This is a genomic window from Asanoa ferruginea (genome assembly GCF_003387075.1).
Classification (GTDB): domain Bacteria; phylum Actinomycetota; class Actinomycetes; order Mycobacteriales; family Micromonosporaceae; genus Asanoa; species Asanoa ferruginea.
The window spans coordinates 1,455,763-1,475,922 of the sequence record NZ_QUMQ01000001.1; the positions used below are offsets into that span (position 1 = coordinate 1,455,763).

A 20,160-nucleotide genomic window follows, 5' to 3' on the forward strand; every position below is an offset into this window, starting at 1 on the left:
CCAGGCGGACCCGCCCGTCGTTCACGCCCTGGTTCTAAGGTGTTCTCACTTTGCGCGAAGGAGGCGTGGTGTCCGCTGAAGTCAAGGAGCCGACCGCACCGGTTCAGGCCCCGGCCGAGCGGGCATTCGCCCGCCCCGGACGCCGGGCCTGGACGGCTCTCGTGGCCCTCGTGGTCCTGGGCGCCATCGGCGCGATCTCGTTGCTCGACATCCGCCCACCCGCCCCGAAGCCGGCATCCGCGCCGGCCACCGAGTTCAGCGCCGGCCGGGCCGCCGACCACATCGCGACCGTCGGAGCGCGCACGCACGTGGCCGGAAGCGCGGCCAACGACACGGTGCGTGACTACCTGGTTACTACGCTGTCGGGTTTCGGACTGAAGACCTCGGTGCAGGACACCGTCGGGGGCGAGGCCGGCGACTTGAGCGGCAGTTCCGGGGCCGCAGCCGTCGCACACGTCCGCAACGTGGTCGCGGAACTGCCCGGCACCGACCCGACCGGCACCGTGTTCCTCGTCGCACACTACGACTCGGTCCAGGTCGGGCCCGGCGGCAACGACGACGGAGCGGGCACGTCGTCGGTGCTCGAGGTGGCCCGCGCCCTGGCACAGGGCGCCAAGCCGCGCAACAACGTGGTGTTCGTGCTGACCGACGCCGAGGAGGCCTGCCTCTGCGGCGCGCTCGCGTTCGCGTCGGCACATCCGCTGGCCAAGGACGGCGGCGTCGCGCTCAACCTCGAGGCGCGCGGCAGCACCGGCCCGGTCATCATGTTCGAGACCTCGCGCGACAACGCGAAGCTGGTCTCCCTCTTCCGCAGCGCGGCGCCGCACCCGGTGGGCACCTCGTTCGCCGTCGAGGTCTACCGGCTGCTCCCCAACGACACCGACTTCACCGCGTTCCTCGGCAACAACTTCGTCGGCCTCAACTCGGCCTACATCGACGGCGGTGCGGTCTACCACACCCCGCTCGACACCCCGGCCTCCGTCGACCGGCGCACCCTCCAGCAGCACGGCGAGAACGCGCTCGGCCTGGTCCGGGCGTTCGGCGCGACCGACTTGGCCGACCTGCGGGCCAGCGGCGACGCCACCTACTTCCCCGTGCCCGGCACGCTGGTCACCTATCCGGGCTGGCTCACCTGGCCGCTGGCCGGCCTCGCGCTGCTCGCGGTCATCGCGCTGGCGGTGCTGACGGTCCGCTCGGGGCGGGCGAGCTGGGGCAAGGTAGCGAGCGGCTTCGGCCTCGGCCTCGTGCCGATCGTCGCGGCACCGCTGGCCGCACAGCTCCTCTGGATCCTGGTCACCGCGATTCGCCCCGGGTACGCGTCGCTGCTCGACCCCTACCGGCCCCTGCTGTGGCGACTCACCGTCATCCTGCTCGCCGCGACCGTCCTGCTCACCTGGTATGCCCTGCTCCGCCGCCGGATCGGCCCGGCCGCGCTGGCGGTCGGTGGCCTGGGCTGGCTGGCCGTGCTCGGCCTGGTGCTCGCGGCGGCCACGCCCGGCGGCTCCTACCTGGCCGCGCTGCCGGCGTTGGCCAGCGCGATCGGCGGCATCGTGGCGCTGCGGCTGCGCGGCACCTGGACGGCCGTGCCGCTCACGGTCGGCGCCGCGGTCGGCGTGGTCATCCTGGTGCCCACGGTGGTGCTGCTCTTCCCGGCGCTCGGCATGGCGATGGGCGGGGTCGGCGCGCTGTTCGCGACCCTGCTCGGCCTGGCCGCGCTGCCGATCATCGACCTGCTGCTGCCACCGGCCGGCGGGCAACGCGGCACGGTGGCCCGGCGGGACAGGCGGATCGGGCTCGGCGTGCCGGTGCTGGCCCTGGTGGCGACGCTGGCCCTGGCCGGCTCGGCGTTCGCGGTCGACCGCTTCGACCCGACACACCCGATCCCGACCCACTTGATGTACGCGCTCGACGCCGACAACGGCCAGGCGCGCTGGGTCAGCTACGAGTCATCGCCGCAAGCGTGGACGGCCGGCTATCTGAAATCCAAGGAGAACCTGGGCGCGCAGTTCCCGGAGATCGGCGACTCGACGATCCGGACCGGGCCGGCGCAGGCGGCCACGCTGCCGCCGGCCGCGCTGACCGTGGTGTCCGACTCGACGGCGGGCGGCGTACGCACGCTGCGCTTGAAGCTCGCACCACAGCGCCAGGTGCGCCTGGCGGCCCTGCACGTCGACGGCGCGACGGCCACAGTGGACAAGGCAAGCGTCGACGGCTTCGAGGTGCCGGTCGACCGCACCGGGCCGTGGTCGTTCGGCCTCATCTTCCACGCGCCACCGGCGGGCGGGTTCGAGGTCTCGCTGACCCTCCGCCCGACCGGCGCGGGCCCGGTCCGCTTCCGCGTCGAAGACGGCAGCGACGGGCTGGAAGGTCTGCCCGGCTTCAAGCCCCGGCCGGCCGGCGTCGGCGTGATGGGCAGCCACAGCTCGGAGCTGGTCCTGGTGGCGAAGAGCTACACGCTTTGAGACTTTGCTCTGCACCCTTGTAGGCACCACCCGAGCGTTCGGATGGTGCCTACAGGGGTGCAGAGCAAGGAGGTCAGGCGGCCCGGTGGCGGCCGATCAACCTCGGGCGGCCGCGGCGCCGCCGGCGGATCAAGGCCATGCCGACCCCCGCGAGCACGAAGACGAGCAGGACACCGGCCAGGCGCAGGACGTTCGCGTTGCCGACCAGGCGGTTGTCGTCGGAGCGCAGGGTGACCGCCGCGGGTGCGGCGCTGCCGGTCGCGGCCGGCGTCGTGGCCGGGTTGCCACCGTCCACGTCGCTGGGCTGGTTGTCGACCTCGGCCGAGGTGGCCGAGCCGGCGCCGCTCACGTTGATGCCGGTCGTCGACGCGGTCGCCGCGGCGATCGGGTTGCCCGACGGGGTGTCGCCGGTCGGCTCGTTGACGAGGTCGCCGGCATCGCCCATCGCGCCGCCCTGGTCACCCCCGAAGGAGCCGACCGAGCCGCCGCCGTCGCTGAACGACCCGCCGCCGTCGGAGAACGATCCGCTGCCGCCGGAGAACGAGCCGTTGCCGCCGAACGACGTACCGGGGTCGCCGCCGAGCACGGCGCCCGGGTCGGCCGGGATGCCGCCGTTGTCGATGACCCCGCCGTTGTCGACGTATCCGCCGAACTCGCTGCCGGGGACGACACCGCCGTTGGGGTAGACGCCGCCGTCGCTGAACGCCGTGTCGGGCACGATGCCGGGCACGCCGGCGCCGTCGGAGTAGTAGCCGGTGGTGTCGACCTGGCCGGGGTCGGTCACGGCCGGCGGCACCACCGGAGCCGGCGCCGGGACAGGGTCCGCGTCGGGCTCGGTCAGGTCGACCGATCCGTGCGGCAGATCAGCGAGCCCGAGCGTAGGAGTAGCGGTCGGCGTCGGCGTGGGCCGCGCAGTCGGCGTCACGGTCGGCGTCGGAGTGGGAGTAGGCGTCGGGGTCGCCCGCCCCGCCACCGGATCGAGCATCGGCGCGACGACGGCCTCGCCGAACACCGCCGGTTCGGTCGGGCTGGCCTGCGGCGACGACTCCGCGGGGCAGGTCTGTGCGATCGCGAGGTTGCGGACCGTACCCGTGATGGCCGCTGTCGCGGCCGTCAGCCGGCCGCCCTTGTCGACCACCAGCCAGGCCCGGGTGTCCGCGATCCCAGCGCCGTCACCCGGCGCCTTCCGCGACACCTCCTGCCCGTCGGGCGTCGTGAAGGTGGCGCTCAGGGCGACGATGTCACCGGTGCGGACGCGGTCGCCGGGCAGTTGGAAGAGCCACACATCCCGATCCGGGTAGGGGCCACCGCCCAGCCTGGCCTCGCAGGCGTGCTTGCCGACCTCCGCGGCCGTCGCGGGCACGCTGGTCGGCAGCACGTCGACGTACATCTCGGCACTGGCCACCGTCGGCACGGCGACACCCAGCCCGCCACCAATTGCCGCCGCGGCCAAGGCCGCACCCAGCGATCGTCCTCTCATCCCGCTCCCCCGAATCAGACATGAGACGCACCCAGGTGCGATCGTGCCCGATTGGCGGATGAAATGTGGGGAATTGTCTAATTCACCTTATTTATGCCTGAAGTGTACGAAGACCCGGCCGAAGTTCTTCGAGTCCTTCTCCACCCGGTGGTAGAGCTGCTTGACGTCCTTCTGGTCGAGGAAGCGCAGCACCTTCTTCTTCAGCGCGCCCGAACCCTTGCCGGGGATGATCTCGACGAGGGTGGCCTTCTTGGCCACGGCCTCGTCGATGATCCCGCGGAGCGCCCGATCGATGTCGTGCCCGCGGTTGTAGATCTCGTGCAGGTCGAGCTTGAGCTTCACCGGGGCTTGACCTTGGATTCGACCCGCTGGAGCGCCTGCGCGTAGTCACGGTGGTCGGCGTGCATCGCCACCGCGATCCGCAGGTGGGTCAGCGCCTCCGAGTCGCGACCCTGCCGTTCGAGGGTGCGGCCCAGCACGTGGTGCGCGTAGTGGTCGCTCGGGTCCTTGTCGACGAGCGCCCGCAACTGCTCCTCCGCGCGGCCGAGTTGGGCCGACTGGAAGTAGGCGCGGGCCAGCAACTGGCGGACGGACGCGTTGTCAGGCTCGACCGCCACGATCGGCTCGAGCAACCGCGCCGCGCCGCTCGGGTCGCCGGCTTCGAAGAACAGGTTCGCCCGGCGGTATTCCTCCAGGAGATCCATTTGCCACCTCCACCTCTCTCAGGGCCGCCTCAGCGACCACGCCCGCACACCACCGAGGATGCCGGCGGTGTTCGGCACCACGACCACGTCGTCACCCATCCGGGTCAGCTGCTCGGGCCGGACCAGCCGGGAGTTGCCCCCGCCGAGGTAGAGCCGGTCCCAGAGGAAGACCGGCCGCAGCCCGTCGACCACCGTGCGGACCCGCCTCGACCAGAACGCGTCGCCCAACCGGCGCCGCTCGTGCTCACCGATGTACGTGTCGTAACTCATCCCCCAACGCACGGGTGCCTGGGAGAATTCCAGGTGCGGTGCGAGCTGCCCGCCGTCGAAGAGCGCGCAGCCCAGGCCGGTGCCGAGCGTGATCACCAGCTCCAGCCCGGCCCCGGCGACCACACCCGCACCGTGCACCTCGGCATCGTTGAGCACCAGCACCGGCGTGCCGAACGCCTCGGCCAGCGCCGCCTGCGCGTCGAACCCGCTCCAGTCGGTGACCAACTCGGGGTCGACCTTCGTCCGCGGGCCCGACCGGGTCACGTAGTGCGGGGTCGCCACCACCACCCCGTGCCTGATCATGCCCGGCATGCCCACCGTGACCCGGTCGGCCGTCGGCAACCGGGCGGCAAGGTCGATGAGGGTCTTCACGAAGAGCGAGGTCGGCAGGGGGTACGGCGTCGGCACCCGCAACGGCCGGGCCCGCATCGTGCCCGCCTCGTCAAGGACCGAGGCCTTGATCCCACCGCCCCCACAGTCGATGGCCAACGTCGTCACCACACGATCAGTCTGCCGTCCCCCGCCGCGTCACGGGAAACGGAGCGGAAGATCGCCTGGTTCTCCAGATACCATCGGCGACGCTATGACGACGCTGATCGCCAAGGACCTCGCCGCCGGACACGGCGACAAGATCCTTTTCGCCGACCTGGAGCTGGTCGTCGCCCCCGGCGACGTGATCGGCCTGGTCGGCCCCAACGGTGCCGGCAAGTCGACCTTGCTCCGGACGCTCGCCGGGGTCATCCCGGCCGAACAGGGCAGCATCGCGCTCAATCCGCCCACCGCGACCGTCGGCTACCTCCCGCAGGAGCCCGACCGGCGCCCGGGCGAGACGGTGCGGGCGTTCCTCGGCCGGCGCACCGGTGTCACGGCCGCCCAAGCTGATCTCGACGCGGCGACCGAGGCGCTCACCGAGGGCCGGGTGGGCGCCGACGAGGCGTACGCCATCGGTCTGGATCGTTGGCTCGCGCTCGGCGGGGCGGATCTTGACGAGCGGCTCGACGACGTCAAGCTCGGCTTCTCGCCCGACCTGGCGATGACGGCACTCTCCGGCGGTCAGGCGGCTCGGGCCGGGCTGGCGTCGCTGCTGCTCAGCCGCTACGACATCTTCCTGCTCGACGAGCCGACCAACGACCTCGACCTCGACGGCCTGGCCCGGCTCGAGGAGTTCGTCACCGGCCTGCGCGCCGGCACGGTGCTGGTCAGTCACGACCGCGAGTTCCTGGCCCGCACGGTGACCCGGGTCCTCGAACTCGACCTGCACCAGCAGCAGATCAACCACTTCGGCGGCGGCTACCAGTCCTATCTCGACGAGCGCGAGGTGGCCCGCCAGCACGCCCGCGACGACTACGAGGAATACGCGCAGACGCGGTCCAACCTGGAGGCGCGGGCGCGCACTCAGCGCAACTGGATGGAGACCGGCGTCCGCAACGCCCGCCGCAAGGCGAAGGACAACGACAAGATCGGCCGCAAGTTCCGCGCCGAGGCGACGGAGAAGCAGGCCGCCAAGGCCCGCCAGACCGAGCGGCTGATCGAGCGCCTGGAGGTGGTCGACGAGCCGCGCAAGGAGTGGGAGCTGCGGATGACCATCGCCGCGGCACCGCGCGCCGGCGCGATCGTGGCCACCCTGCGCGCGGCCACCGTGCAGCGGGGCGGCTTCACGCTCGGGCCGGTCGACCTCCAGATCGACTGGGCCGACCGGGTGGCGATCACCGGTCCCAACGGCTCAGGCAAGTCGACCTTGCTGGCCGCGCTGCTCGGCCGGCTGCCAGTAGACAGTGGTTCAGCGCATCTGGGCCCGGGCGTGGTGGTCGGCGAGGTCGACCAAGCGCGCCGCGCGTTCGACGGCGACGAGCCGATCGTCGACGCGTTCCGGGCCGCCGTGCCCGGGATGCCGCCGGAGGAGTCGCGCACGCTGCTGGCCAAGTTCGGGCTGCGCAGTGATCACGTCGTGCGCCCCGCCACGACCCTGTCGCCGGGCGAACGCACCCGGGCCGGGCTCGCCCTGCTCCAGGCCCGCGGCGTCAACCTGCTCGTCCTCGACGAGCCGACCAACCACCTCGACCTGCCCGCGATCGAGCAACTCGAGTCGGCGCTGGCCGGCTACCCGGGCACGTTGCTGCTGGTCACCCACGACCGCCGGATGCTCGACGCGGTCAGCGTCAACCGCCGGCTGGCCGTCTCGGGCGGGCGCGTGTCCGAGCTTTAGGCTTGACTTATATAAAAGGCTGCTAGACAGTCGAGACGTGCACGCGTTCGACGTCCTCGGCGACCCGGTCCGGCGCCGGATCCTCGAGTTGCTGGCCGACGGCGAGCTCGCGGCCGGCGAGATCGGCGCCGTGATCCAGGCCGAGTTCGGCATCTCGCAACCGGCCGTGTCGCAACACCTGCGGGTGCTCCGCGACAACGGCTTCACCACCGTCCGCGCGGCCGGCACCCGGCGGCTCTACGCGGTCGACGCCACCCCGTTGCAAGCGGTCGACGCCTGGTTGGACCGCTACCGCCGGTTCTGGAGCCAGTCGCTCGACGCGCTGGAGACCGAGCTGGCCCGCGGCCGGCGCGCCCGCCGCGACCCCCGCTAGATCGGATCTAGCGAGGCGTCTCGCGCCTTCCCAGTGAGAGGGGAGGTGGTCACCATGACCGAGACGCCGTTGCGGTTGGCGGTGATCATCGGAAGCACCCGCGAGGGCCGGGTCGGCGACCGGATCGCACACTGGTTCGTCGCACAGGCCGGCGGGCGTCCCGACCTCACGGTCGCGATCGTCGACCTCGCCGAGTTCGCGTTCCCGGCCGGCTACCCGGCCCGGCCGACACCGCAGATGTCGGCGTTCGCCGCCGAGATCGGCCGCGCGGACGCGTTCGTCCTGGTCACCCCCGAGTACAACCACAGCTTCCCGGCCTCGCTCAAGCAGGCGATCGACTTCGCCTACGACGAGTGGCACGCCAAGCCGGTCGGCTTCGTCTCCTACGGCTGCCGGTCGGCCGGGCAACACGCGGTCGATCAGCTCCGCACGGTCTTCACCGCCCTGCACGCGGTCACCGTCCGCGACGGGGTCGGCGTCGACCTGCTCGACGGCTGCGCCGACCTCGACTCCCGGCTGGCCGACTATCTCCCGGTGCAGGCCGCCCAGGTGCTGCTCGACCAGCTCTGCTGGTGGGGCCGCACGCTGCGGGCCGGCCGCGCCGCACACCCCTATGTCTCGTGAGTCTTTTGTCAACGGAGGGAACGATCATGAGTGACCGCCCAACCGGCCCCGCGATCGAGGCGACGGGCCTGGTCAAAACGTTCGGCGACACCCGCGCACTCGACGGCATCGACCTGGAGGTCCCGGCCGGCAGCGTCTACGGCCTGCTCGGCCCCAACGGCGCCGGCAAGACCACCGCGGTGCGGGTGCTGGCCACGCTGTCACGCCCCGACGGCGGCACGGCGCGGGTCTTCGGGCACGACGTGGTGCGCGACGCCAACGCCGTGCGCGGCAAGGTGAGCATGACCGGCCAGTACGCGTCGGTCGACGAAGACCTCACCGGCGTCGAGAACCTGATGCTGCTCGCCCGCCTGCTCGGGCACCGCAAGCCGGCGGCGCGAGCGCGGGCGGAGGAGTTGCTCGCGGCGTTCGGCCTGACCGACGCCAGCGACCGGCAGGTGAAGAAATACTCCGGAGGCATGCGCCGCCGGATCGACATCGCGGCGAGCATCCTCAACACACCGGAGTTGCTCTTCCTGGACGAGCCGACGACGGGCCTCGACCCGCGCAGCCGCAGCCAGGTCTGGGAGATCATCCGCTCGGTCGTCGCGCACGGCACGACGGTCCTGCTGACCACCCAATATCTCGACGAGGCCGACCGCCTGGCCTCCCGGATCGCGGTGGTCGACCGCGGCAAGGTGATCGCCGAGGGCACGCCCGGCGAGCTCAAGTCGTCGATCGGCTCGGGCACCATCCACGTGCGACTCCGCGACGCCGCCGCCCGCGCCAAGGCGCAGGAGGTGCTGGCCCGCGCGCTCGGGGCCGCGGTCGAGCCCGAGGCCGACCCGGTCTCGCTCAGCGCCCGGGTCGACGGTTCCGACTTCGAGGCGAGCACGCAGGCGGCGCGGGCACTCTCCGAGTTGGCCGCCGCCGGCATCGTCGTCGACGACTTCTCGCTCGGCCAGCCGAGCCTCGACGAGGTGTTCCTGGCCCTGACCGACCACGCCGCTACCGACACCGAGATGGAGACCGTCCAATGAGCACCGCCACCGATGTCCCGACCGTCTTCGTGCCCTCTCCCGAGACGCTGAGCGCCGTCCTCGCGCCCGGTGCCCGACCGCCAAGGCCGAGCGCCTGGTCGGCCTCGGTCACCTTCGGCTGGCGCGCGATGCTGAAAATCAAGCACGTCCCGGAACAACTCTTCGACGTGACGGCCTTCCCGATCATCATGACCCTGATGTTCACCTACCTCTTCGGTGGTGCGATCAAGGGCAGCACCGGCGCCTACCTACAGTTCTTCCTACCCGGCATCATGGTCACCAGCGTCGTAATGATCACCATGTACACCGGCGTCGGCCTCAACACCGACATCGAGAAAGGCGTCTTCGACCGCTTCCGTACCCTCCCGGTCTGGCGCCCTTCCGCTCTGGTCGGCATGATCTTCGGCGACGTGCTCCGCTACATCCTGGCCGCCCTGGTCATCCTCAGCGTCGGCCTGATCCTGGGCTTCCGCCCCGACGGCGGCCCGATGGGCGTCCTGGCCGGAATCGGCCTACTGGTCGTCTTCTCGTTCGCGTTCTCCTGGGTCTGGACCATGTTCGGCCTGGTGCTCCGCAGCGAGAAATCGGTGATGGGCGTGAGCATGCTGGTCCTGTTCCCGCTGACCTTCCTGAGCAACGTCTTCGTCGAACCCATCACGATGCCCGGCTGGCTACAGGCCTTCGTCAAGGTCAACCCGATCACCCACCTGGTCGACGCCATCCGCTCAGTGATGGCCGGCACCCCCGACGGCATGAGCATCATGTGGACCCTGCTCTGGAGCGCCGGCTTCGTCGTGGTCTTCGGCTTCCTCACCATGTACCGCTACAACCGCAGATGACCTTAGGTAGGTCCAACGACGCGGCCCCCGCGCATTCAGCGCGGGGGCCGTGCCTGCTGCCTTGCTGGATTTCAATTATGAATGGTGGCACATATCGTGCCGAAACCACTGTAGGTGCCGTCGATTTTGCGCCAGAACCTCGTGCAGATCTTTGACTGATCCGGGAAGCTCCTGTTCAGGGAAATCTTCAGCCACGACGCCTGGGACGACGGTAGAGTCGCACTGGCGTTTTGGAACCATCGATCCGGTGAATCGAAGTGGAAGCCCGGTCCCCATACCTCCGAGTGTCCGTAGTATTTGTAGAGCGGGGCCAAATTCACATAAGGGGTTAGAAAACGGAAGCCACAACAAGCGCCAGCAACATTCCCGCGAGCTTGCGCATTCGTCCTCCAATCGGGTTCGGTCCCTATCGAGGAAGTTAGTCCGCACGCACCAATAGCGGAATGACTGGCAGCACGCAGATCTAGGAAAAGCGATGTAGCTATAGCTACATTTCTTTTCCTAGATCTCGCGCGGGTTGGCCGTGACCGGCGTGGCGACATCGACACGCCGGCCGCACGGCGTCGCTCGAGCGGGCGGGACCGCAACCCTTTGACACACAGGGCACTCCCGCCGGTGAACGGGCCGGGCCCCCACACAGGGCACTCCCGCCGGTGAACGGGCCGGGCCCCGGCTTGCGCTACAAGCGCCAGGTGATCGGGTCGGTCGGGGCGTAGCGGCAGGTGGCTCCCGTCGAGACGGCGTCACGGAGGTGCGTCGCGAGGTGTGGGTGGCGGTCGTCGAGTTTGCGGAGGGTGTCGCGGATGCGGGCCGTCACCGTTTTGCGGGCCCGCTCCGCCTCGTCGCCCAGCAGGCGGGTGCGACCGCCCAGGCCGGCCGCGGTGCGGAGTTCGTCGATCAGGGCCCGCCGTTCGGAGTCGAGCACCTCGACCTTGCCGTGGTCGCCGCGGTTGGCGGCTCTGTCGATCGCCTCGTCGAGTTGGCTCAAGCGGCGCTTGTAGCGGTCTTTCGCCTCGTCGTCGAGGATCGGGTCGCCGCCCATCCGGCGGGCGGCCAGCAGCTCCGGCCCGGCGGCCGGATCGAGCAGCACGACCGCCGCGATGTCGTCGCCGGGATGGCTGAGCAACTCGTGCAGGTCGCGCAACCCCTTGGCATCGGGGAGATGCACGACCAGACCAGCGAAGCCGAGCCGCCACACATCGCCGTCGCGGCGAAACTCCGCCGGCACCGCTACGTCGACCTCCCGAGCGGCGTCGCGGCCGCCTCGATCGCTCTCGCTTCCCCTTCTGTCGCGGGCCGCAGGCGCCGATCGATCGGCCAGACCGTCGCCGCCGTGGCCACGACCGCCTGGCGGACCCACCGACCGATCGCCCAGACCGTCGCCGCCATGGCCAACACCGCCGGCCGCACCCGCTGACCATTCGCCCAGACCCTCGCTGCCGCGGCGACCGACACCGCCCGGCGAGGTGCGCTCGTTGGCGGACCCCGACTGGTGGGGTGCGCGGCGCACAGCAGAACGCAGGTCGGCATCCGCCGTCGACGTAGTGAAGGAACCCTCCGGCGCGGAGAGGCCCCGCCGGGCTGCCAACCGGCTGGCCAGGGCGCGCGCTTCTTCCGCCACATGTGGCATGTCGAGGGCGTCAGCGTCACGTTCCACTTCGGACAGCAACCCGGTCGGCGACTCACCCTGGGCGAGCAGCGCGGACGCCAGCCCGACTCGGGCCAGGACCGACCACGGCCGCGCGCCCAGGCGGTCAGCCGCCACGTGGGCACGGCTGAAGGCTGCCGCCGCCTCCGCCCAGTGACCTTCGGCCGCGGCCAGGCGGGCCAGCCAGAGCTCGACCGGGCCGCTGATGTCGCAGCCGTAGAGGGAGACCAGCCAGTCGGTCGCGTGCGGCTCGAACGCGGCGCGGGCCCGGGCGCACAGGTCTGGGTCGCGGGTGAGCACGGCGAGCTCTGCTGTCAGGCGCAACAGCAGCGGCTCCATCCACTGCGGGTAGGTGCGGTCGGACGCGTCGACTTCGGCCAGGTGCGTCAGCCCGGGGCCCGGGTCGCCCTGCGCGACGGCGGTGAGGGCGGTCACCAGCGGGTAGTAAGGCGCGTGCGCCTTGGCCCGGCGTTCGATCACCCGCGCGGCCTCGGCGAACCGGCCGCGCAGCATCAGCAGCGCCCACTGGACGTGTTGGCCCATGTAGGCGTTTTCGTCGTGGTCGCCGTCGATGAAACCGGCCGTTTCGCGTTGCAGCGCCGCGGCCTCGGTGAATTCGCCGCGCAGGGTCGCGATGATGCTGCGGTCGACCGACGACATCATTCGGGCCATCGCGACATCGGTCTGCTCTGTCATCGCGTGCAGCGCCTGGAGCTGCTCGTAGTAGGCCGGGTCGCCCAGCTCGAGCAGCGCCACCCAGCGCAACGACACGGCGAACGTCGCCGACTGCCAGTCGCCGGCGCGGCGGGCCACCGTCTCCATCTCGACCATCAGCGCCGCGCGTTCGCGGGCCGAGCCCAGGCCCCAGATGGCGTCGTGGCGGCTCCACAGGCTGAAAGCCAGCGCCTCGTCGTCACCGTCGGCGCGGGCCAGCAGCTCGGTGCGGGCGATCAGGTCACCGACGAGCCGTTGGCGGGACAGTCCCTCGGCCGGGCCGCCGACGAAGCGTGCGTGTGCCTCACGGAGCAGCGCCTCGATCGCCGGGGCCTTGCTGCTATTGGGACCACGATGCCGCTCGGCCACCAGCGCGACCCGGGCCAGCACCGCGGGCTCGTCGAGCGGGCGGGCCAGCGCGGCCGCGGCCTGGACCTCGGCCCACGCGTTGTCGCGGGAGCTGCCGTGGGACAGCGTCGTCGCCAGGTCGAGGTGGATGATCGCACGGCGGGCCGGGTCTTCGGCCCGCTCGGCCGCGCGGCGGAAGTGGTTGGTCGCCTCTTCCGGCGCGAGCCGGTCGGACGCGTCGCGGGCCGCGGCGACCAGGTGCTCGACCGCCACCGTCCACTCGACGCAGTCGCCGGCCGCGTAGGCGTGTCGGGCCAGGTCGGCCGGGAACAACCGGCCGCGTAGCGCGGGGGTGTCGCCGACCGCGGTCACCACCGCCGTGTGCAACCGGCGCCGGCCGTCGTCGGACAGCTCGGCATAGAGCGTCTCGCGGACCAGGTCGTGGCCGAACGCGAACTGGCCGCCCCCGCGCCCGACCACCAGCCGGGCCGCGATCGCCTCGTCGAGCAGGCGGTCGACCTGTGGCACCGGTGCCGCGACGACGGCGGCCAGCAGTTGGCGGTGGAACTCGTGGCCGAGCACCGACGCCGCGGTCAGCAGGGCGACCAACTCGGCCGGCAGCAGGTCGACCCGGCGGCGCACCGCGTCGCGGACACCCGGCGCGATCGTCGTCAGCGAGCCGTCGGCCCGCCACAGCCGGGCGGTCTGCTCGACGAAGAACGGGTTTCCGCCAGTGCGCCGGTGCACCTCGGCCACCAGGTCGGCGCCGGCCGCCCGGCCCGCCGCGCGCTCGATCAGGGCGCCCACCTCGGCCGGCTCGAGGCCGGTCAGTGTCACGGTGGTCGCCTTGGCCTGCAACGGCAGCAGCACCGGCCGCAGCGGGTGCCCGGCCGCCTCGACCTCGACGTCGCGGTAGGTGCCGATCAGCAGCAGCCGCTCGAACCAGGTGTGTTGCGTGGCGAACTCGAGCAGGCGCAGCGAGGCCGGGTCGGCCCAGTGCAGGTCGTCGAACACGACCATGACGGGCGCGTGTTGCGCGGCGGCGACCAGGGCGGCGGTCACCCCGTCGTAGAGGGTGAACTCGTCGCCCTCGGTCGCCTGGCCGAGCAGCACCGCGAGCCCGTTGCCGCCGGCCTCTTCGATCGCCGACCACTCGTCATGGCCGGACTGCCGGCGCAGCCCGCGCAGCGCCTGCACCCACGGCCAGTAACCGGGTGCGCTCTCCGAATCCCAGCAGCGCCCACCGATCACGGTCACCCCGCGACCGCGCGCCTCCTCGACGGCACCGGTCACCAGCGTGGTCTTGCCGATCCCGGCCTCGCCGGTGACCAGCACGAACCCGCCGTGGCTGCCGGTCAGCCGGTCGATCTCGGCGCGCAGCACCGCGGCGGGGTGCTCCCGCCCGATGACCGTCTCCCCCACCCGGGTGCCCATGACCCATAGACGGTATCGGAACCCCCCGACACAATCCGCTACCCGAGCTGACCCGGGTAGAGCAGCGCCAGCTCCCGCGGATAGGTCGCGATCAGCCGCAACTCGTCATCGGTGAGCGGCCGTCCGGTCGCCGCGTTGCAGAGCTGCACCAGCTTGAAGGTCAGCTCCGGCTCCACCACCGGGATCCCAAGCCCCTCCATGACGTGCCGGAAGCCGGCCATCCCGCCGTATTCACCGGTCAACACCACCCGGCCGGCGCGCGCGTGCCAGTCGGCCGGGTCGGGACCGAGCAGCTCCTCGTCGTACAACTCATAGTTTCGATGGTCTTTGAGCGCCCCGTCGGCGTGAATGCCGGACTCGTGCGCGAACGCGTTGCGCCCCACCCCGGGCTGGTTGATCGGCAACGGCTGCCCGAATGCGTAGGAAGCCCACGCCGCGAACCGCCGCGCCCACGTCAGGTCCAGCGGGTCACCGATCGACACCTCATCAGAGATGCCGAACCCGTTGCGCAGCGCCAGGATCGTCGACACCAGATCGGCGTTGCCGGAGCGCTCGCCGATCCCGTTGACACACGTGTTGATCCAGGCGTCCTGGCCGGCTTCGAGGTCACCGAGCGCGCCGGCCACCGAGTTGGCCACCGCCATGCCCAGGTCGTTGTGGCAGTGCGTCTCGATCGGCATGCCGACCGCGCTGGCCAGCTTGGCGAAGCGCTCGCCGATGTGCCCGGGCGTCTCGCCGCCGATCGTGTCGCAGTAGCGCACCCGGTCGGCACCGGCCTCCTTGGCCGCCAGCGCGAACTCGGTCAGGAACGTGAAGTCGGTGCGCGAACCGTCTTCCGCGTTGACGCCCACGGTCGCGACGCCGGCCTCCTTGGCCGCCCGCACCGCGCCCACCATCTCGGCGATCACGGCCGCGCGGTCGAACTTGCCGCGGAATTTGTTGCGCAACATCTGGTCACTGGTCGAGATCGAGAGGTTGTAGTGCTTGAGCCCCAGCGGCGCCGACGCGACCACGTCACCGGCGACCGCGCGACACCAGCCGGACAGCCGCAGGTCGCCGAACGCGCCGGCCTCGGCGAGCGCGACCTGCGCCCGCACATAGGGCACCTCGTGGAAGAGGAACGGAAAGCCGATCTCGGACTGCGCGACGCCCAGCCGGCCCAGGTAGAAGTTGACCATCGTCTTGCCGAACTTCGACAGCCCGGTCCGGGCGGTCTGCACGCCGTCGCGGTTGGTGACGTCGAGGAAATGGATGCGTGGCATAACCTCAGGTTGACACCAGGTGTTGCGCGCAGTCAATGTTGACTAAAGTCAACCCAGTCGAGGGTACGGAGGAACGATGCAGCAGCTCACGGGCTGGTTGACGGCGGCCGAGGCGGCCGAGCGGCTCGGTGTGAAGCCAGCCACCCTCTATGCCTACGTCAGCCGGGGCGTGCTGGCCCGCCGCCGCGCGCCGGAGGGGCAGAGCCTCTTCGACCCCGCCGAGGTCGAGCGCCTCGCGCGGCGCGGCCGGCCCCGGCGCGCGACCGGCTCGTCCGAGGTGGTGATCGAGTCCCGGATCACCTCGCTCGGCGCGGACCGCCCGTTCTACCGGGGTCATGACGCCCTCGACCTGGCCGCCGGGGCATCCTTCGAGGAGGTCGCCGAGGGGCTGTGGACCGGCGAGTTCACCCCCGGCGAGCGCGACTGGCGGGCCGGCGAGACCGGGCTGGCCGTCGGGCGCGCGGCCGGTGCGGCGTTGCCGGGCAACGTGTTGCTGCTCGACCGGATCCAGGCGATCGTGCCGGCCCTGGCCGTGACCGACCCGCTGCGCGGCAACCTCGACCCGGCGGCGGTGGTCGATGTCGGCCGGGCGCTGATCGCCGGCATCGTCGACTGCCTGCCCGAGCGGGGCGCGGCGACCGGCACCGGCATCGCGGCCCGGCTCGCCGCCCGGTTGGGTGCGGAAATGCCCTTCATCGATGGCGTACGCGCTGCGCTGGTGCTGCTCGCCGACCACGAACTCGCCGCCTCCACGCTGGCCGCCCGGGTGGCCGCGTCGGTGCGGGCCGACCCCTACGCGGTCGTGACGGCGGGCCTGGCCACGGTCAGCGGCGCCCTGCACGGCGGCGCCTCGCTGGGTGCCGAGGCGCTGCTCGACGCGGTGGCCGACCCGGCGGAGGCCGGCGACGTGATCGGCCTGCGACTGCGCCGGGGTGAGCGGATCCCGGGTTTCGGCCACACGGTCTACAAGTCCGGCGACGGACGCGCCGGCGTGCTGCTCGACCGGGTCCGCGCGGCCGCTCCTGACCATCCGGTGCTGCTGACCGCCCAGGCCCTGCTCGACGCGGCCCGCCGCCGCAAGCTGCCCGAACCCAACATCGACTTCGCCCTCGCCACCCTCACCAAGACCGCCGGCCTGCCGACCGGTGCCGGCGAGGCGATCTTCGCGGTCGCCCGGATCGCCGGCTGGCTGGCCCACGCCATGGAGGAATACGAGCGCCGCACACCACTACGGCTCCGCGCCGTCTACATCGGAGCAGGCGGATAATCACTTCCGCCGGACCGCACAGCCGGGTTACGTTCGTCGGAGCGAATTGAGAGGGGCAGGCCGATGCGGATCTGAGGTTGTCGACGCTTTCCGACAACCCGGAGGACCGCCATGTCTCCTGCCATCCATATCTCCGACCTCACCTTCACCTGGCCCGACGGCGAGCCCGTCTTCGAGGGCCTCGATTTCGTCATCGGCCCCGGCCGCACCGCGCTCGTCGGTGCCAACGGCGCCGGCAAGTCGACGCTGTTGCGCCTGGTCACCGGCGCGCTCACGCCGACCCGGGGCACCGTCCGGGTCGACGGCACGCTGGGCTATCTGCCACAGGACCTGACCCTCGACGCCGGCCGCCGGGTCGACGACGTGCTGGGCATCGCCGCGACCCGGCGGGCGCTGGCCGCCGTCGAACGCGGCGCCACCGACGAGGCCCTGTTCGCCGCGATCGGCGACGACTGGGGCGTCGACGACCGGGCCCGCGAGACGCTCGACCCGCTGGGCCTGCACCACGTCGACCTCGACCGGCCGGTCGGGGCGCTCTCCGGCGGCGAGGCGGTGCTGCTCGGCCTGGCCGGGCAGTTGCTGCGGCGGCCGCGCGTACTCCTGCTCGACGAACCGACCAACAACCTCGACCGGGCGTCGCGGCAACGCCTCTACGAGACGGTGACCGCGTGGTCCGGCGTCCTGCTGGTGATCAGTCACGACCGCGAGCTGCTCGAACTGGTCGACCAGGTGGCCGAGCTGCGCGACGGCGCGGCGCGGCTGTTCGGCGGCACGTTCAGCGAATACGAGGCGGCGCTGGCCGCCGAGCAGGAGGCCGCGCAACGGGCGCTGCGGGCCGCCGAGGGCGATGTGCGGCGACAGAAGCGCGAGCTGGCCGACGCACACGTCAAGCTCGCGCGGCGGGTCCGCTACGGGCAGAAGATGTGGGACACCAAGCGCGAGCCGAAGGCCGTGATGGCCGAGCGCAAACGGCAGGCCCAGGTTTCTGCCGGCAAGCACCGCGGCCTGCACGAAGACCGGCTCGCGGGCGCCCGGGAGCGGCTGGCGACGGCCGAGGAGGCGATCCGCGACGACGCGACCATCCGGGTCGACCTGCCGGCGACCGCGGTGCCCGCCGCCCGCCGGGTGCTCAGCGTCCGCGCCGCGGTGCTGCGCAACGGTGCCCGGTTCGACCTCGACGTCTACGGCCGCGAGCGGGTCGCGCTGCTCGGCGCCAACGGCACGGGGAAGACCACGCTGCTCGCGACCCTCGCCGGCCGGCTCCCGGCGGCGAGCGGCACGATCGAGGTCGACGTGCCGTTGCGGTTGTTGCCGCAACGACTCGACGTACTCGATGACGGTCTGTCGATCGTGGAAAACGTGCGCCGGCTCGCGCCCGCGGCCGACGAGAACACGATCCGGGCGCGGCTGGCCCGGTTCCTGTTCCGCGGCGCGCGAGCCGAGCAGCCGGTCGGCAGCCTCTCGGGCGGCGAACGCTTCCGGGCGACGCTGGCCGCGTTGTTATTGGCCGAGCCGGCACCGCAACTCCTGCTGCTCGACGAGCCGACCAACAACCTCGACCTGGCCAGCGTGCGGCAACTGGGCGAGGCGCTGGCGGCATACCGGGGCTCGCTGGTGGTGGCCAGCCACGACCTGCCGTTCCTGCACACCCTCGGCATCACGCGCTGGATAACGCTCGACGGCGTGTTCCGCGGCGTGCGGCCGTAGGGCGGGCATCCCGTCCACATGGGATCCCCCCTGGTTGCGGGCGTCCCGGTTTGTCAAGATGCCGACTGTCTTAACCCATCCACGGGCGACTAATGTGCACCTGCCCGGCGCAATGACTAGCGAGAGGGCGAGCAGATGGGACTAGCAAGGCTTCTGCTGGGTCTGGTCGTCGCGGTCGCCCTCCCGGCAAGCGTGCCAAGACTCCTACTAGGGCACTGGCGCGTGCTGCTTTTCACGGGCATTTATGGTGCGTATACGGTTTTCCCGGTGATTGACGGCTGGGCCGCATTCAGCGTGTGGTTCGTAACCATTGTCGCCGGACAAGCCGACGTACTCATAAGAAAATCGACGACACGACCCATTATCGCCGTCGAAACGGCCGCGGATCGGACCACCTCGACCGGCATATTACGAAGATTCGGCATAGCCGCAGCATCGGCCCCATCAACAGCCCTGGTAGTGGTTCCAATAGTTGTTGCGTGGCTGGCATTTTACGGCGCCAGTTCGGGAAAAGCGGTCACTCGCCTCATCCAGAGCGACGAAATTGGAATCGTGATATCGGGCCTTCTGTTGGCCGTGTTCGTGGGAAACGAGGTGGTGGCGCTCTTCGTACGCCGCTACCTACCCCTACTTGGCCAAGCTCAAGGTGGAGTTAACCGAATCGTTCCGCTCGGAATCTATGTCGGCTGGGTCGAACGTGCGGTCGTGTTCGCTTTCGTGGCTGGCGGGCAATCGGACGCCGCCGCTCTCGCCATCGCCGCCAAGGCTCTGGTTAGATTGCCGCAGGTCCAAGACGAACAAAAAGGCTCGATACTGGGACAATACATCATCATGGGCACACTGAGCAGCACTCTTATATCAGTTATCGCCGCCGTAGCAGTGCGACTGGCGATTGGCCTACCCGCACTATGATCAACTTCCTGCATAATCCGTGTTTTGTCGCGCTCCTCAAGCTGGGCTTGCCGACCGAGGACTTCGCGATCGCCGGCAGCGGACCACTCTTTGCACGCGGCTGGATCGAAGAAATAAGTGATGTCGATGTTGTTGCCAGGGGTGCGGCTTGGCGGCAGGCGGCGGCGTTGGGCAAGATTGCCAGAGCGCCCTTCTTCCCTGTCAATAGAGTTACCATAGCCGACGGCAAGGTAGAGGTGCTCGATGGGTGGTTCCCCGAGATCTGGGCCGTTGACGACTTAATTGACAACGCCGACGTCTTTCAAGGTTTGCGCTTTGTCCAGCTTTCGGTTGTGCTAACCACGAAAAGACTCCTCGGCCGCCCCCGCGACAAGGCCCACCTGCGGCTAATCGAAAGCCACGAATTGTCTTGAGCTGGTTCGACGCGTGAGTGAGAGCACGATCAGCGCGCGGCTCACCCTCCCGAGGACGCGGCGCCATAGGGTGGTGAGGTGCTGCGGTTTCGAATCAGCGAGGCGGCTGAGCTGCTCAGCGTCAGTCCCGACACGGTGCGCCGGTGGATCGACGCCGGCCGCCTCCCCGCCGAGCGCGACGAGCACGGGCACCGCCTGATCGAGGGCACCGAGCTCGCCGCGTTCGCGCGGGCACAACACGAGCAGGCCGAGACCGGCGAGACCTCGGCCCGCAACCGGCTGCGCGGCATCGTCACGGCGGTCGTCAAAGATGCCGTGATGGCCCAGGTCGACATCCAGGCCGGCCCGTTCCGGATCGTGTCGTTGATGAGCCGCGAGGCCGTCGACGAACTCGACCTGCGGGTCGGCTCGGTCGCCACCGCCGTGATCAAATCGACGACCGTCGTGGTGGAGAAGGCACCGACGCGGCGTTAAGCTC

Annotated in this window: 17 protein-coding genes; 11 read left to right on the forward strand and 6 right to left on the reverse strand. The window is 70.8% G+C overall.

What is annotated here, in order from left to right; translation table 11 throughout:
* The first annotated feature begins 68 nt into the window (after nt 1-68).
* Nucleotides 69-2,462: a M28 family peptidase gene (locus DFJ67_RS07150; protein ID WP_116075778.1), complete on the forward strand. Its 2,394-nt coding sequence runs from the start codon at nt 69-71 to the stop codon at nt 2,460-2,462.
* A 73-nt stretch (nt 2,463-2,535) separates the two neighbouring features.
* Here DFJ67_RS07150 and DFJ67_RS07155 read toward each other — a convergent pair whose 3' ends face one another.
* The 4 genes from DFJ67_RS07155 to DFJ67_RS07170 all read right to left on the reverse strand — a co-directional run bounded on the left by DFJ67_RS07155 (nt 2,536) and on the right by DFJ67_RS07170 (nt 5,417).
* Nucleotides 2,536-3,942 (reverse strand): hypothetical protein, encoded by a 1,407-nt coding sequence (locus tag DFJ67_RS07155; protein WP_147315437.1) that lies wholly within the window; start codon nt 3,940-3,942, stop codon nt 2,536-2,538.
* Between the two features lie 87 nt (nt 3,943-4,029).
* Nucleotides 4,030-4,284 (reverse strand): Smr/MutS family protein, encoded by a 255-nt coding sequence (locus tag DFJ67_RS07160; RefSeq protein WP_116067158.1) that lies wholly within the window; start codon nt 4,282-4,284, stop codon nt 4,030-4,032.
* Nucleotides 4,281-4,646 (reverse strand): tetratricopeptide repeat protein, encoded by a 366-nt coding sequence (locus DFJ67_RS07165; protein ID WP_116067159.1) that lies wholly within the window; start codon nt 4,644-4,646, stop codon nt 4,281-4,283. Before DFJ67_RS07165 ends, DFJ67_RS07160 begins: the two co-directional genes overlap by 4 nt.
* Before the next feature lie 18 nt (nt 4,647-4,664).
* Nucleotides 4,665-5,417 (reverse strand): ROK family protein, encoded by a 753-nt coding sequence (locus DFJ67_RS07170; RefSeq protein ID WP_116067160.1) that lies wholly within the window; start codon nt 5,415-5,417, stop codon nt 4,665-4,667.
* An 82-nt stretch (nt 5,418-5,499) separates the two neighbouring features.
* Between DFJ67_RS07170 and DFJ67_RS07175 the strand changes: the two genes are divergently transcribed.
* The 5 genes from DFJ67_RS07175 to DFJ67_RS07195 are packed head-to-tail and all read left to right on the forward strand — an operon-like array spanning nt 5,500 to nt 9,977.
* Nucleotides 5,500-7,122 carry an ABC-F family ATP-binding cassette domain-containing protein gene (locus tag DFJ67_RS07175; RefSeq protein ID WP_116067161.1) on the forward strand — a complete coding sequence of 541 codons (1,623 nt, stop codon included), beginning with the start codon at nt 5,500-5,502 and terminating at the stop codon, nt 7,120-7,122.
* Between the two features lie 37 nt (nt 7,123-7,159).
* Complete coding sequence (locus DFJ67_RS07180) at nt 7,160-7,495, forward strand: ArsR/SmtB family transcription factor (RefSeq protein WP_116067162.1); 336 nt, start codon at nt 7,160-7,162, stop codon at nt 7,493-7,495.
* 54 nt (nt 7,496-7,549) lie between these two features.
* Nucleotides 7,550-8,119 carry an NADPH-dependent FMN reductase gene (locus DFJ67_RS07185; RefSeq protein ID WP_116067163.1) on the forward strand — a complete coding sequence of 190 codons (570 nt, stop codon included), beginning with the start codon at nt 7,550-7,552 and terminating at the stop codon, nt 8,117-8,119.
* Between the two features lie 26 nt (nt 8,120-8,145).
* A complete protein-coding gene (locus DFJ67_RS07190) occupies nt 8,146-9,138 on the forward strand; it encodes an ATP-binding cassette domain-containing protein (protein WP_116067164.1) in 993 nt (330 codons plus the stop codon).
* Entirely contained in the window at nt 9,135-9,977 is an 843-nt protein-coding gene (locus DFJ67_RS07195) for an ABC transporter permease (RefSeq protein ID WP_116067165.1), read from the forward strand. The genes DFJ67_RS07190 and DFJ67_RS07195 overlap by 4 nt, the downstream gene beginning before the upstream one ends.
* 679 nt (nt 9,978-10,656) lie before the next feature.
* Here the strand turns inward: DFJ67_RS07195 and DFJ67_RS07200 are convergent.
* On the reverse strand, nt 10,657-14,121 hold the full coding sequence (locus DFJ67_RS07200) for an ATP-binding protein (protein ID WP_116067166.1): 3,465 nt from the start codon (nt 14,119-14,121) through the stop codon (nt 10,657-10,659).
* Between the two features lie 38 nt (nt 14,122-14,159).
* A complete protein-coding gene (locus tag DFJ67_RS07205; protein WP_116067167.1) occupies nt 14,160-15,383 on the reverse strand; it encodes a LeuA family protein in 1,224 nt (407 codons plus the stop codon).
* A gap of 76 nt (nt 15,384-15,459) precedes the next feature.
* Between DFJ67_RS07205 and DFJ67_RS07210 the strand changes: the two genes are divergently transcribed.
* From DFJ67_RS07210 to DFJ67_RS07225, 5 genes are all read left to right on the forward strand, one after another.
* Nucleotides 15,460-16,650, forward strand: coding sequence for a citrate synthase (locus DFJ67_RS07210; protein ID WP_116067168.1), 1,191 nt, complete (start codon nt 15,460-15,462; stop codon nt 16,648-16,650).
* 111 nt (nt 16,651-16,761) lie between these two features.
* Complete coding sequence (locus DFJ67_RS07215; RefSeq protein WP_116067169.1) at nt 16,762-18,357, forward strand: ABC-F family ATP-binding cassette domain-containing protein; 1,596 nt, start codon at nt 16,762-16,764, stop codon at nt 18,355-18,357.
* 267 nt (nt 18,358-18,624) lie between these two features.
* A complete protein-coding gene (locus DFJ67_RS42230) occupies nt 18,625-19,269 on the forward strand; it encodes a hypothetical protein (protein WP_170215756.1) in 645 nt (214 codons plus the stop codon).
* Nucleotides 19,266-19,682, forward strand: coding sequence for a hypothetical protein (locus DFJ67_RS07220; RefSeq protein ID WP_116067170.1), 417 nt, complete (start codon nt 19,266-19,268; stop codon nt 19,680-19,682). The genes DFJ67_RS42230 and DFJ67_RS07220 overlap by 4 nt, the downstream gene beginning before the upstream one ends.
* Nucleotides 19,683-19,760: 78 nt before the next feature.
* Nucleotides 19,761-20,156, forward strand: coding sequence for a TOBE domain-containing protein (locus tag DFJ67_RS07225; RefSeq protein ID WP_116067171.1), 396 nt, complete (start codon nt 19,761-19,763; stop codon nt 20,154-20,156).
* Nucleotides 20,157-20,160: the final 4 nt, after the last annotated feature.

Excerpts from the sequence above, each read along its gene's own strand:
- DFJ67_RS07155 (WP_147315437.1), bottom strand. The coding sequence starts at position 3,942 with ATGAGAGGACGATCGCTGGGTGCGGCCTTGGCCGCGGCGGCAATTGGT.
- DFJ67_RS07165 (WP_116067159.1), bottom strand. The coding sequence starts at position 4,646 with ATGGATCTCCTGGAGGAATACCGCCGGGCGAACCTGTTCTTCGAAGCC.
- DFJ67_RS07175 (WP_116067161.1), top strand. The coding sequence starts at position 5,500 with ATGACGACGCTGATCGCCAAGGACCTCGCCGCCGGACACGGCGACAAG.
- DFJ67_RS07185 (WP_116067163.1), top strand. The coding sequence starts at position 7,550 with ATGACCGAGACGCCGTTGCGGTTGGCGGTGATCATCGGAAGCACCCGC.
- DFJ67_RS07190 (WP_116067164.1), top strand. The coding sequence starts at position 8,146 with ATGAGTGACCGCCCAACCGGCCCCGCGATCGAGGCGACGGGCCTGGTC.
- DFJ67_RS07195 (WP_116067165.1), top strand. The coding sequence starts at position 9,135 with ATGAGCACCGCCACCGATGTCCCGACCGTCTTCGTGCCCTCTCCCGAG.
- DFJ67_RS07200 (WP_116067166.1), bottom strand. The coding sequence starts at position 14,121 with ATGGGCACCCGGGTGGGGGAGACGGTCATCGGGCGGGAGCACCCCGCC.
- DFJ67_RS07205 (WP_116067167.1), bottom strand. The coding sequence starts at position 15,383 with ATGCCACGCATCCATTTCCTCGACGTCACCAACCGCGACGGCGTGCAG.
- DFJ67_RS07210 (WP_116067168.1), top strand. The coding sequence starts at position 15,460 with ATGCAGCAGCTCACGGGCTGGTTGACGGCGGCCGAGGCGGCCGAGCGG.
- DFJ67_RS07215 (WP_116067169.1), top strand. The coding sequence starts at position 16,762 with ATGTCTCCTGCCATCCATATCTCCGACCTCACCTTCACCTGGCCCGAC.
- DFJ67_RS07220 (WP_116067170.1), top strand. The coding sequence starts at position 19,266 with ATGATCAACTTCCTGCATAATCCGTGTTTTGTCGCGCTCCTCAAGCTG.